This window comes from Micromonospora sp. IBSANI012 (genome assembly GCF_052814045.1).
The window spans coordinates 1260882-1273645 of the sequence record NZ_CP199933.1 but is presented as its reverse complement, the minus strand read 5'-3'; the positions used below and the strand labels follow the sequence as shown (position 1 = coordinate 1273645).

General features: G+C 72.2%; 13 protein-coding genes. 6 read left to right on the top strand and 7 right to left on the bottom strand.

The genetic code is table 11. The features are described 5' to 3' along the window. Positions 1-25: 25 nt before the first annotated feature. From ACTWM8_RS06050 to ACTWM8_RS06040, 3 genes are all read left to right on the top strand, one after another. Complete coding sequence (locus ACTWM8_RS06050; RefSeq protein ID WP_346536232.1) at positions 26-985, top strand: LysR substrate-binding domain-containing protein; 960 nt, start codon at positions 26-28, stop codon at positions 983-985. A gap of 164 nt (positions 986-1149) precedes the next feature. Further along, entirely contained in the window at positions 1150-2001 is an 852-nt protein-coding gene (locus tag ACTWM8_RS06045; RefSeq protein WP_446212938.1) for an aldo/keto reductase, read from the top strand. A gap of 92 nt (positions 2002-2093) precedes the next feature. After that, a complete protein-coding gene (locus ACTWM8_RS06040; protein ID WP_446212937.1) occupies positions 2094-2786 on the top strand; it encodes a hypothetical protein in 693 nt (230 codons plus the stop codon). 7 nt (positions 2787-2793) lie between these two features. Here the strand turns inward: ACTWM8_RS06040 and ACTWM8_RS06035 are convergent, their stop codons facing one another. Further along, positions 2794-4047: a hypothetical protein gene (locus tag ACTWM8_RS06035; protein ID WP_446212936.1), complete on the bottom strand. Its 1254-nt coding sequence runs from the start codon at positions 4045-4047 to the stop codon at positions 2794-2796. Positions 4048-4271: 224 nt separating this feature from the next. Between ACTWM8_RS06035 and ACTWM8_RS06030 the strand changes: the two genes are divergently transcribed. Together ACTWM8_RS06030 and ACTWM8_RS06025 are read left to right on the top strand one after the other, a co-directional pair. Next, positions 4272-5807, top strand: coding sequence for an NAD(P)/FAD-dependent oxidoreductase (locus ACTWM8_RS06030; protein ID WP_446212935.1), 1536 nt, complete (start codon positions 4272-4274; stop codon positions 5805-5807). 92 nt (positions 5808-5899) lie between these two features. After that, on the top strand, positions 5900-6886 hold the full coding sequence (locus tag ACTWM8_RS06025) for an aldo/keto reductase (RefSeq protein WP_446212934.1): 987 nt from the start codon (positions 5900-5902) through the stop codon (positions 6884-6886). A 9-nt stretch (positions 6887-6895) separates the two neighbouring features. Here ACTWM8_RS06025 and ACTWM8_RS06020 read toward each other — a convergent pair whose 3' ends face one another. Continuing rightward, complete coding sequence (locus ACTWM8_RS06020; protein ID WP_446212933.1) at positions 6896-7396, bottom strand: GNAT family N-acetyltransferase; 501 nt, start codon at positions 7394-7396, stop codon at positions 6896-6898. A gap of 87 nt (positions 7397-7483) precedes the next feature. Between ACTWM8_RS06020 and ACTWM8_RS06015 the strand changes: the two genes are divergently transcribed. Next, positions 7484-8149, top strand: a complete 666-nt coding sequence (locus ACTWM8_RS06015; protein ID WP_446212932.1) for a hypothetical protein — start codon at positions 7484-7486, stop codon at positions 8147-8149. An 87-nt stretch (positions 8150-8236) separates the two neighbouring features. Here the strand turns inward: ACTWM8_RS06015 and ACTWM8_RS06010 are convergent, their stop codons facing one another. From ACTWM8_RS06010 to ACTWM8_RS05990, 5 genes are all read right to left on the bottom strand, one after another. After that, positions 8237-8644 carry a hypothetical protein gene (locus tag ACTWM8_RS06010; protein WP_446212931.1) on the bottom strand — a complete coding sequence of 136 codons (408 nt, stop codon included), beginning with the start codon at positions 8642-8644 and terminating at the stop codon, positions 8237-8239. Between the two features lie 155 nt (positions 8645-8799). Further along, positions 8800-10110: an AAA domain-containing protein gene (locus ACTWM8_RS06005; RefSeq protein WP_446212930.1), complete on the bottom strand. Its 1311-nt coding sequence runs from the start codon at positions 10108-10110 to the stop codon at positions 8800-8802. A gap of 84 nt (positions 10111-10194) precedes the next feature. Next, positions 10195-10641, bottom strand: a complete 447-nt coding sequence (locus ACTWM8_RS06000) for a hypothetical protein (protein WP_446212929.1) — start codon at positions 10639-10641, stop codon at positions 10195-10197. A 16-nt stretch (positions 10642-10657) separates the two neighbouring features. Continuing rightward, positions 10658-12280: a hypothetical protein gene (locus tag ACTWM8_RS05995; protein WP_446212928.1), complete on the bottom strand. Its 1623-nt coding sequence runs from the start codon at positions 12278-12280 to the stop codon at positions 10658-10660. 264 nt (positions 12281-12544) lie between these two features. Continuing rightward, a complete protein-coding gene (locus ACTWM8_RS05990) occupies positions 12545-12748 on the bottom strand; it encodes a hypothetical protein (protein ID WP_446212927.1) in 204 nt (67 codons plus the stop codon). Positions 12749-12764: the final 16 nt, after the last annotated feature.

Genomic DNA, 12764 nt, shown 5'->3' with positions numbered 1-12764 from the left:
CCGGTGGCTGCCGTAGGGTCCGGGCGTGGATCTGCTCCGCCACCTGCGGCACTTCGTGGTGGTCGCCCGCGAGCTGCACTTCGGCCGGGCGGCCGAGGCGCTGGGCATGGCGCAGCCGCCGCTGAGCCAGTCGATCCAGCGCCTGGAACGCGAGCTGGCGGTGGAACTGTTCGACCGGTCCCGGCGGCAGGTGCGGCTGACCACCGCCGGGCAACTGCTGCTCGGCGAGGCCGAGGAGCTGCTGGCCGGCGAGCTTCGGGTACGCCACCTGATGCGTCAGGTCCGCGACGGCGCGCTGGGCGTGTTCCGGGCCGGCGTGCCGCCGGAGACGCCGGCGGTGACGCTGCGCGCCCTGCTGGACCGGCTGGCCGCCGCCGCGCCGGGGCTCGACGTCGACCTGCACGAGCTGACCAGCGCCGAGCAGGTGCGGATGCTCGCCGAGCGGCGGCTGGACGCCGGGCTGCTGCAGTATCCGGAGGAGCCGGCCGGGTTGCGCTTCGGCCCGCCGGTGACCGTACCGGTGGGGGTGCTGCTGCCCCGGGCGTCGCCGCTGGCCCGGCCGCGCGAGGTGGCCCTGGCCGACCTGGCCGGGCTGGACCTCGTCGCCGCGCCCCGGTCCACCGCCCCCGGCTGGTACGACCACGTCCTGGACGTCTGCCGCCGGCACGGCTTCACGCCGGGCCGGGTGCGGCCGGCCCGTAATCCGGAGTTCGTCTTCGGTCTGCTGCTGGCGGGCGGCGCGGTGGCGCTGGAGCCGGAGTCGCTGGCCCGCCGGGAGCCCCGGATCGCCTGGCGCCCGCTGGCCGGGCGACCACTGGTGAAGCGGACCGCGGCGGCCTGGCCGGACCGCGCGCCGCACCCCGCGGCACCGATGTTCGGCCAGTTCGCGGCCGAGGTGCTGGCCACTGTCGAGCCCGCGCCGCCGGCCGCGGTGGCGCCGTCGGCCCGGCCCTGGCCGGTGCTGTTCGACGCCACGGCCGACTGAGCGGTGTGGGCTCCGTGGCCGGGGTTGTCGCAGATCACCCGGACGGGCGGAGTGAGGGAGCGGCCCGACCGGGTAGGACAGGCTGGTGGCACCACTGCGGCGGACGCCGTGGAAGCGCTTCCGGCGCCCGGCCGGGTGCCCCTGACGATGGGAGAGAGAGCCGGATGGCGAACACGATTCCCGACATCCCCCTCAACGACGGCAACACGATCCCGCAGCTCGGCTTCGGGGTCTTCCAGATCGAGCCGAAGGACACCGTCGAGGCCGTGGGCCGGGCGCTGGAGATCGGCTATCGGCACATCGACACCGCCGAGATGTACGGCAACGAGGCCGAGGTCGGCGAGGCGGTCCGCACCTCCGGCCTGGACCGCGCCGAGGTCTTCGTGACCAGCAAGCTCAACAACGCGTTCCACCGGCCGGAGGACGCCCGCCGGGCGTTCGAGTCGACGCTGTCCGCGCTGAAGATGGACTACATCGACCTGTTCCTGATCCACTGGCCGCTGCCCACCCTCTACGACGGCGACTTCGTCTCCACCTGGAAGACGCTGGAGGAGTTCCAGCGCGACGGCCGGGCGAAGTCGATCGGCGTGTCGAACTTCCAGGTGCCGCACCTGGAGCGGCTCGCCGCCGAGGCGGACGTGGTGCCCGCGGTCAACCAGATCGAGGTGCACCCGTACTTCGGCAACGAGGAGGTGCGCGCGTACGACCGGCAGCACAACATCATCACCGAGGCGTGGTCGCCGATCGCCCAGGGCAAGGTGCTCGACGACCCGACCGTGGTCGACGTCGCCGAGGAGGTCGGCCGCACCCCGGCCCAGGTGGTGCTGCGCTGGCACGTGCAGCGCGGCGACATCGTCTTCCCCAAGTCGACCACCCCGAGCCGGATCGAGGAGAACTTCCACATCTTCGACTTCGCGCTGGACGACGCGGCGATGGAGCGGATCAGCGGGCTGGACCGGGGCGAGGCCGGCCGGCAGGGCCCCAACCCGGACGAGTTCGACTACCTGCCGAGCTGACGGGTGTAACGCGGCGCGGCGGCACGGCGCACGTAAGAAGGGGCCCTGAACCGGGGCCCCTTCTTCGCGTACGAGAGGACCGCGTCCGCGCGATGTCGCACCGCCGTACCCCCGCACTGCTGTTGTCGATGCTGGTCGCCCTCGGCGCGGCGGCCTGCGGCCCCGCCGAGGAGGCGCCCCCGCCACGCTGGTCGGCGCCGGTCTCCGCCGCACCGACCCCGCCGCCACCGCCCCGGCCCACCCCGACGTCGACCGCCGAGGTGCGCGGTCAGGTCAAGGCCGCGCTGGTGGACCTGACCGACTTCCACCCGGCCATCGCGGACGTCACCTCGGAGACCGCCGAGGCGTTCAAGCTGGCCCACCCGTGCCGCGACAACCTCCCGTCGGACCGCAAGCGGACCGCGAACCGGGAGCGGCAGTGGAAGGGCGAGCAGGTCTGGATCCGGCAGTACGTCGTCGGCTACCTCACGGTGCCGGGGCGCAAGCTGGTCGGCGAGCTGAAGTCGGCCCTGGCGAAGTGCCGGACGTATCAGGAACCGGACGGCCGGACGACCACCACCGTCGTACGCCCCAAGGCGCCGCTGGTGCCCGCGGACGCCGACACCGTCTCCTGGTGCGAGCGGCTGGTCAACGACGACACCTCCTACCTCTGCACCGTGCTGGTGGCGCGCGGCAGCTACGTGCTGGAACTCAACGCCGGTGAGGCCGGCGACCTGGAGAAGTCCGCGAAGCTGCTGACCCGGCTGCACCGGGTCGCCGTCGACCCGTTCCGCGAGGCGACGTAGCGCCGCTTCAGATGATGAAGTGCGTCCAGTAGGCCAGCCAGACAACGAACAGCGCGCCCTGCACCAGGCCCAGCGCGGCGCTCAGCCAGGCGTCGGCCGTGGCGTTCCTGGCCCACCTGGCCAGGACCAGGCCGACCGGGAACGCGGCGATCAGGTAGCGCAGCAGGCTCTTGTACACCGGCGGCCCCATCGACAGCGGCGCGAGCACCATCAGCACCGCGTAGACGAAGTAGGGCAGCCCGAGCCGGCGGAAGCCGGCGACCACCACCGCCAGCACGGCCACGGCGAACCAGACCCGTACGGCGTCCCGGTGGTCGCCGGTGAGGCCGTTCCGGATCACCGGCAGCGGATTCTGCACGACGATGCCCCAGCCCTTCTCCTGGGCGTGCTTGTAGGCGAACCAGTCCCCGCCCTTCCACCGGCAGAACGCCATGAAGGTGAACCAGCCGGCCGGGATCAGCAGCAACGGCCAGCCGGTGCGGACGTACGTCCAGAGGCTGCGCGGGTCGAGCCGGTAGCGATGCCGGCGCAGCAGCACCAGGGCCAGCGGGACGGCCACCAGGAACCCCACCGAGCGGCTGAGCCCGAGGAAGTAGCCCAGCACCCCCACCGTCACCCACCGCCCCCGCTCGGCGTAGTAAAAGGTGGCCAGCGCCAGGCAGAGGAACAGCGACTCGGTCAGCGCGGCCTGGAACAGGAACGCGGTGGGCAGCAGCACCAGGTAGCGGGTGAACCGGCGCGCCGCGGCGTCGTCGCCGAGCAGCGTCTCGCCCAGCCGCAGGGCGTAGTAGAGCAGCAGCAGGAACGCGACGTTGCTGATCAGCAGCAGCGCCATGGCGGTGTCGCCGCCCAGCGGGACCGCCACCACCCGGGCCAGGAACGGGTAGAGCAGCGGGAAGCCGAAGCCCCCCTTCCACTCGCCGGTGAGCGGCTGCCGGCTCAGGCCGTCGTAGATCAGCGCGTCCCAGGCGAACCACATTCCGATCCAGCGGTGCGGCGAGATCGCCGCCTGGTCGGCGCGCACGCCGGCCTCGTCCGCCGGTGGTGCGGCGGGCGCCCCGTCCCAGGCGGCCAGGGCGATCACCCCGACGAGGCTGAGGACGACCTTCGCGCCGACGAACAGGGCCAGCACGTACCGCCAGCGCTCGGGCACCCGGACGACGAGGTCGCCGGCGTGGCCGAGCAGGCGGTCCCAGCGTGCCGGGAGACCGGTGGCGGGTGCGCGGCCGTCCGCTGCGGTGTCCCGCGGGCCGTCGGTCATCTGGCGCTTCCTCACGGAGTCGGTCCGACCCGCGACCCACCCACGGCGGCCGCGAACCTGCCGGCCGGGCATCCCCCGCCTACGCCTGCTGACACCTCTCCGCCCCCCACCGCCCGACCCCGAGCGGCATGATCAGGAGTTCCGGGCCGACGGATGTGAGACAGCGCAGAGAACGGGTAACCGCGCCTGTCCGACAGGACCCGAGGGCAGGGAGCGGCGTGAGGATGGACGAGCGTCACGGCACGGTGGTCATCGGCGCGGGCCCGGCGGGCCTGACCGCCGCGTACGAGTTGCTCAGGCACGGCGCGTCGGTACGGGTGTTCGAGGCCGACGACGTGGTCGGCGGGATCAGCCGTACCGTCGAGCGCGACGGCTGGCGCTTCGACATCGGCGGGCACCGGTTCTTCACCAAGGTCGGCCGGGTCGAGGAGTTCTGGCACGAGATCCTGCCCGACGAGGAGTTCCTGCTCCGGCCCCGGATGAGCCGCATCTTCTACCGGGGTGCGCTCTACGACTACCCGCTCAACGCCGGCAACGCCCTGCGCAACCTCGGGGTACGGGAGGCGGCCCGCTGCATGGGCTCGTACGCCCGGGCGCGACTGCGCCCGCCGAAGGACCAGTCGCACTTCGAGGGCTGGGTGTCGGCGCGCTTCGGCTGGCGGCTCTACTCGATCTTCTTCAAGACCTACACGGAGAAGGTCTGGGGGATGCCGGCCGACCAGTTGCAGGCCGACTGGGCCGCCCAGCGGATCAAGAACCTGTCGCTGGCCCGCGCGGTGCTCAACGCGCTGCTGCCCCGCCGCAACCGCAAGGACGTGACCAGCCTGATCGAGGAGTTCCAGTACCCGAAGTTCGGCCCCGGAATGATGTGGGAGCGCTGCACCGAGGAGGTCCGCAAGCGCGGCGGCGAGGTGACCACCGGCACCTGGGTGAAGGCCGTGCACCGCGAGGGCAGGCGGGCGGTGGCGGTCACCGTCGACGGGCCGGGCGGGGAACGCCGCCTCCCCGCCGACCACGTCATCTCGTCCATGCCCATCTCCGAGCTGGTGGCCGCGGTGCGCCCGGCCGCCCCGCCCGAGGTGCTCGAATGCGCCGCCGACCTGCGCTACCGGGACTTCCTGACCGTGGCGCTGGTGGTGCCGGAGGAGTTCTCCTTCCCGGACAACTGGATCTACGTACACGACCCGGCGGTGAACGTGGGCCGGATCCAGAACTTCGGCTCCTGGTCGCCGTACCTGGTCAAGGACGGCCGCACCTGCCTGGGGCTGGAGTACTTCGTGTTCGAGGACGACGAGACCTGGCGGACCTCCGACGCCGACCTCGTCGCGCGGGCCACCGCCGAGCTGGAGCAGCTCGGCCTGGTGCGGCCCGGCGCGGTGGAGAGCGGGTACGTGGTGCGGATGCCGAAGGCCTACCCGGTGTACGACGACCGCTACCAGCACAACGTCGACACCATCCGGGCGTGGCTGGCGCGGGAGCTGCCCAACGTGCACCCCGTCGGGCGCAACGGGATGCACCGCTACAACAACCAGGACCACTCCATGCTGACCGCCATGCTGACCGCCGAGAACATCGCCCACGGCGCCGGCCACGACGTCTGGACGGTCAACGTCGAGCAGGACTACCACGAGCAGAACAACGACAAGGGCGGCGACGGGCGGCGGGGCACCGGCCGGGACGCGCCGACCGTGCCGGCACGCACCGTCGGCACGACGGCCGCCGCCCACGCGGCGGAGCGCCGACCGACCGGGGTCAACTGATCCTCGCGCTGCGGGCGGTCCGCCGGTGAACCCTTGACTTCGAGCACGCTCGAACGTCCAGGGTGGAGGCTCCACGTCGAATGGGAGACCTCATGCGGTACCGCACGATCGGCACGGACCCGCGCACCCGGCGCGAGGTGAGCGTGCTCAGCCTCGGCGCGATGCTCTTCGGCACCGCCACCGACGAGGCCACCTCGTACGCCATCCTCGACCGGTACGTCGAGGCCGGTGGCACCTTCGTCGACACCTCGGACAACTACGCGTTCTGGATGAACGGCGGGCAGGGCGGCGAGAGCGAGGAACTGCTCGGCCGCTGGCGGCGCAGCCGGGGCGTCGGGGACGAGATCGTCGTCGCCACCAAGCTGGGGGCGCGTCCGCTCGCCCCCGGCACCAGCTACACCGACAACGCCGAGGGGCTGTCGGCCAAGGTGATCCGGGAGTCGGCGGAGCGCAGCCGGGAACGGCTCGGCATGGCGAAGCTGGACCTGCTGTACGCGCACATCGAGGACCGGACGGTGCCGCTGGAGGAGACCGTGGCCGCCTTCGGCGAGCTGGTCGCCGAGGGCGCCGTGGGGCTGCTGGGGGCGAGCAACCACCGGGCGTGGCGGGTGGAGCGGGCCCGCGCGCTGGCCGCCGCCGCCGGCCTGCCCGGGTACGAGGTGCTCCAGTACCACCACACCTACCTCCAGCGGCGCACCGACCTGCCCAGCGCGCTGGACCCGGACGGCGACCCCGGCTCGGTCGGTGGTGACCTGGCCAGCTACCTGCGGGCGGAGCCGGCGCTGACGCTGGTGGCGTACTCGCCGCTGGTGAGGGGCGGCTACACCCGGCCGGACAAGCCGCTGGGCCGGGAGTACGACCTGCCGAGCGCGCCCGGCCGGCTGGCCGCGCTGCGGGAGGTGGCCGCCGAGACGGGCGCGACGGTCAACCAGGTGGTGCTGGCCTGGCTGATGGGCGGCGAGACGCCGTCGATCCCGCTGGTCGGCGCCTCGTCGGTGGCCCAGCTCGACGAGAGCCTCGAAGCGGTGGAGCTGGAGCTGACCGCCGCGCAGCGGGAACGCCTGGACGCCGCGCGCTGACCGACCCCGTCAGGCCTTCAGGTCGAGCCGCCAGTCGTTGGAGCGCATCAGGTGCCCGGGCGGATACTCGAACTCGGTCTCGCCCAGCAGCGTGAACCCGACCTTGCGGCAGACCGCGTTCGAGGCCGGGTGGTCCACCGACGGGTACGCGTGCGCCCACCGGTGCCGGCCGTGGGCGCGGGCCTCGGCCACCACGGCGCGTACGGCGGCGGTGGCCAGGCCCCGCCCCTGGTGCTCGGGGAGGATCGCCCAGCCCATCTCGTAGACCGGCTCGTCGTGCCAGACGCGTTCCCAGTAGCCGACGCTGCCGACCTTCACCCCGTCGGGCAGCATTACGGTGAACATCCAGCCGCTGCGGGGACCGTGCCCCTGCAGATACCGCTCGTGCCGGGCGAGCACCTGCTCGTCGGTCTCCGGGCCGCCGGTGTGGTGCCGGACCTCCGGCGCGTTGAGGCGACGCAGCAGGTCCAGGTCGTCCTCGTCCCATCGCGCGATGCGCACCTCGGTCATCCGTCTCCCCCGTCCGTCGTGGGCGCCCATTGAAGCAACCCCCACCGACGGTTCGGGGTCACGAGCCACTACGACACAATGATCTTCATGACGCATCGGTGGGACGGAATCACCCGCAGCACGTCCCTGTCGGCGTGGGCGGTGAAGGCCCGGCACGAGCTGGCCGACCGGGCCCGCGCGTACGACTGGGACGGCGTCTCCGCAGTGCTCGCCGAGCCCCGTAACGCCGACTGGATCAACGCCGCCCGCCTCGACGGCACCTCCTGGTACGCCCCGCTGCACCAGGCCGCCAACGCCGGCGCGCCCGTCGAGGTCGTGCGACGCCTGGTCGAGCTGGGCGCCTGGCGGGCACTGCGCACCGCCGACCGGGAACGCCCGTTGGACATCGCCGTCCGCCTGGGCCATGAGCATCTGCGGCAGGTCCTGACCCCGCCCCGCCTCATCGACGTACCCGACCACGAGCTGCGCGCGGTCCAGGAGCACTTCCACGGGCTGATCCGCGCTCGCGTCGGCGACCTGGTCGACGAGCACCGGCTGCGCCTGCCGGAGCTGGAGGTGCTGCTGGAGACGCCCCGCGGCGGAGCGCTTTTCTCCGTCCCCGGCATGTACGGCGGCTTCAACTTCACCCTCGCCGTCGAGGACGATCGGGCGAAGCTGACGACCGAGAGCTGGATGCGGGTGGTCGGCGGTTCCGGTCAGCGGCACGAGATCACCGCGAATGAGGTCATCCTGGTCGAGGAAGGCTTCGTCTGATAGCGCCCCCGCGGCCGGCGGCGGTGGCTGGTCGGTCGCTACAGAGCTGATGACGTAAACGATTCAGCATCGCCGCCGCAACAGGAGTCAGCCGTTCTGGTCGACAACCGGGCGGGGCCGGGGCACCTGCCGGTTGAAGCGCGGCGTGAGGGCGAGCACCAGGGCCTCCTTCTCAGCCTCCGGATTCTCAGTCTCCTTCCAGCGGACGACGCACCGGTTCAGCCAGTGGGCGATGTCGCTGGCCGTCGCCACCGGCCCGGTCCGGTCGAGTTCCTGGCCGATCTGGTCGTGCAGCACCGACGAACCCCGGTTGCCGGTCAGGTGCTGACGCAGCCGGTCCCGCAGGTTCCCGGTGCGGCCGACGTAGATGACGGTGTCGCCCGCGAGCACCACGTGGACACCGGCCGCGCGGGGTGCGCTCTCCGCCGTGTCCATCGTGTACGGCAGGGCAGGCGTGAAGCCGGCGAGCAGGTCGCCGTACGCGATCTCGGTCATCCTCGGACGGTAGCGAGGAAGCGTGCCGTCCGGCAGCCCCGTCGCCTGCCTTCAGGGCTGGTCTTCCACCGAGTCCGGCCCAGTTCCGTTCCCTTGTCCTCCGCCGGGCGATCCGGTCGGCGGCCTCCGACGCGAGCATCGTCGCCCCTGGCGGACTACGACGCTCCCAGGTGCGCGAGCATCGTCTGGTTCGCGGCCCAGCCGTCGGGGAACTTGACGGGCACGTCGAGGTGCACGGACTCGGTCGAGGGGTGGGCGTCCAGCAGCTCGCCGATACCCGCCCTCGCCACCACGATGCAGGCGTGCCGGTGCCGGGACGTCAGCACGCAGAGCCGCCCCGACTCCAGGTGGAAGGCCGTGGCGTCCCGCCGCCCGGAGAGCGGGTGCAGCACAATCGTGACGTCGTACTCGCGGCCCTGGAGCCGGTTGGCGGTGTCGACGGTGACGCCCGCCCCGGCCTCGCCGAAGTGGGCGCGGATGGCCGCGACCTGGTCGCGGTGCGCGGCCCCGACGGCGATCCGGTCGGCGGTGACCGGCGCGCCGGCCGGCGCGTGCTCGGAGACGGCGACGGCTCCCCGCCGCAACACCCGCAGCGCCAGCGCGGCGCACGCCGAGGCCGCCTCCGCGTCGGTGCGCAGGGTATGCCGGGCCGGCAGTTCGTGCAGCGCCCATCCGGTGGTGGCGGCCAACTCGACCGCCGCGTCGAGCGCGTCCCCCGGTCCGGGCTCGGTGAACGACAGCGCCCGGTCGTCGGGACCGGTGCCCGCGCGGAACCCGGTGAACGGGTAGAACGCCGCCGCGACCACCGGCGCCGCCGACGCCGGCAGCCGCCACGACACGGGCAGGCGGTGGACGGGCAGCTCGGGGTTGTGCCGCAGCAGCACCGCCACCGCCGACTGCATCGGATCCCAGGTCAGGCCGGTCCAACGCGCGGTCTCGACGGTGGAGAACGGGTCGAGCTGGCCCGGATCACCCACGAACAGCGCCCGCTCGAACCGGCCGGCCACGCGCAGCAGGGCGTCCGACCGCATCTGGTACGCCTCGTCGACGATCGCCCAGGGCCAGGATCCCTCGGTGACGGTGGCCCACTTGGCAGCCGTACCGACGATGACCGCCGGCCCGCCGAGGTCGGCAACCTTCGCGGCGACCTTGACCGTCTCGTGGCCCTTCACCCGGTCGGACGGCCGGTAGTCGGCGGCGGAGAGGCGGCCGATGCGCAGCTCGGGGGCCTTGCGGGCGAGGCGGTCGATGAGGTCGTCGACCTGCTCGTTGGTCTGGGCGATGACGATCAGCGGCTCGCCGGCGGTGGCGAGTTCGACGGCAGCGCGGACGACGAGGGTGGACTTGCCGGCGCCGGGCGGCGAGTCGACCACCACGCCGCGGTGGGTGCCGGAGCGCAGGTCGGCGAGTACGGCGGTGATGACGCGCGCCGCTTCGACCGCGGGTGGCACCTCCAGCCCCAGCATCGGCCCCTCCTCCCAGGCGCCCCGCACACTACCGGCAACTGTTCCGCCCACCTGAGCGTCATCCGATCGTGGCGCCGCCGATGACTAGCCGGCGCTGCAACGGGCACCTGCGGCCGGCAGCCGGCTGACATCGGCGGCAACGCCCATGTCACGTAACCGTTCGGCCAGCAACTCCATCTCGCCTCTGGTCCCACAAAACTCACCGGCAAGCAGTTTGCGAGCACACTCCCGCGCATCGGCGAGCGTCACCTGCTGCTGTCCCTGCCGTATTGCCTTCATGATCACTGCTGGGCTCGCTGCCGACGACGGAAGCCTGATGCGGGACCAACCGTGGGCGTCACGAAGGGCTTCACGAATCACTTCCGGCGATTCGTCCCACCCAACTTCCTCGGTGGCGCTCCCGCAGGCTGGGCACTCGACCGACACCGTCCACTGGAGTCGGTTCTGGACCAGCCGCTCCGCGACGTCCTGGGGCACCGCCGTACCGCATACCGGACACGGCAGCACCAACTCGGCGCCCTGACTGATCATTGCCCACCACGCATCCTCATGTACCGCTCGACGATGAGGTAGAACTGCCAGCGACGGACACGGCTAGGGCGAGAAGACCCTGGCCGTGCCGCGCGTCCATACCCGCGGCGATGCTCGTCGCAGGCGCCGGTTCAGGCGTACGCCAGGGCGAGCCTGCGATGTTCGGGTCGTCGGTGCGCTCGGCCAGGGCCCGCAACTCGGCGGAGGCAGTGTCCGGGTGGTGCGCGCACCAGGCGTGCATGAGGGCGGCGGCGGTTTCCGGCGGGCTCCCGGTGGCGGTGGCCACCACCACCTCCGCTGTCTCCTCCAACATCTGGTCGAGGGTCGGCACGGTCACGCCCAACTCCCGCAGGTGCCCGGCGAGCAGACCGACGCCCAAGGGCGTCAGTAGGGCAGCAGCCGCATCCTTGTCGATCGCCCCGAGCATGGCCAGCTGGTCGAGCAGCCGATCGGTGTCGATGTCGGCGAGCTGGCGCCAGTCCCGCTCCTGCTCCTCGCTTCCGGGGTCGAGCCCCAGTCCATCGCATGCCGCCTGGTAGGCGAGCTGCCGCAACTCGTCGATCGCCACAGGCTCCGGCGCGATGTACAGGGCCATGGTCACGGCGAACACCGCCTCGTCGAACCGCCACCGCAGCACCGACTCAACCCACCCGCCGCCGCAGATCGCCTCGCCGAGTTCGAACAATCCGGTGAACGCCCGCCGGGACAGCGCGAGCGGGTCCGCCAGCACCTTCGCCGCGCTCTTGACCGGCACCAGCCGTCCCTTCACCACCCGCACGACGCGGGCCGCTCGGGCCCAGGCGACCAGCACGGTGAGCTGGTACAGCTCGTCGCTGCTGCGGGTCTTGAAGACCCGGTCGCCGATCACGGGGTCGAGGATGTCGCCGGTGTCGAGCAGCGCGACGAGTTCCCGCGCGTCGGCCAGCCGCAGCCTGCCGGTGGTGGTGAGGGTCCGCCCGTCACCGAGCCACCGCACCAGCTCCCGCAGCCGGCGTACGACAACGGACTCGGCGGCCAGCCTGCGGAGCGTGTCGTCGTCGGGCACGGCCACCAGCGGCAGCGGCGGGTGCCGGTCGGGATCCGCGCCGAGCAGGTGGTTGGCCATCACCTGGTGGAGCAGGTCCTCGTCGACGGCGATGCGGCCGGCGTGCAGATCCGCGATGAACCGCTCGGCGGCCGCCTGATCAGTGAGATCGACGCCCTCGTGCAGCATCCGGCTGGTCCAGAACTTCGCGAGCCCGTACCGGCTCTGGTCCGCCATCGCGTCGGCGAACGGCGCGGCCAGCTTGTCCAGGGCGACGTGCAGCAGGTGCCGGTCAGCGCAGCGTCGGTCGGCGAGGTCCTGGTCGAAGAGGAAGTCGACGAAGGCGCGTACGGTCGGCGTGACAGCGGCCCACTGGTCCGGCGGCAACGTCACCTGGCGGGGGAACCAGTCGAGCAGCGCCTCTTCTAGGTCCTCGGGCTGCCACCGCCCGAGCAGGCCGTCACCGTCGGCCCAGCGGTGGTCGAGCAACGCCTCGACGACGAACGCGTCGACCGGCCGGCGGTACCGCCGCGCCCAACGATCGAACCGCCGCACCAGCCGGTCGCGGGCGGAGATGAAGCTCTGGTCCGGTGCCGAGGTGTAGACCATCCGCATGACGGCCGACACTACCGGCCGAGGCGGCTGGAGCGGGTCGGGTCGACCTCGAGCCGACGCAGGAGGCAGGCCCCCGCACCCGACGAGTCGGCGAGCAGTTCGACCAGCAGCTGCGTCGTCCCCCTGCCGGTGACCCTGCCAGCGGCAGCCAGGCTGACGCCCGCATCGCGGCCAGCGTGCGATGCTGCAGGTCGTCGGTACGAGTCGCCAATGCGCGCAACTCTGATGAGGCCGTGCGCCTCATGCGACCTCGACGTCTGAACGTCAGGGTCGCTTGGGATCGGGCGAGAGGAAGGCGGCCATCGCCAGCAAGAGCACCACCGTGCCCGCAAAACTGGCAGCCCCGGTGAAGATCCCCCTGATCGGGTCGCGTGTGCTCATCCATATCAGCACGCCCGCCGCGGCGCCGACCATAAGGCTGAACACGATGATCACCGCGAGCCAGAGGGCGCGGGTAGAACCGGTCAACTTCGATCCGTCCCTT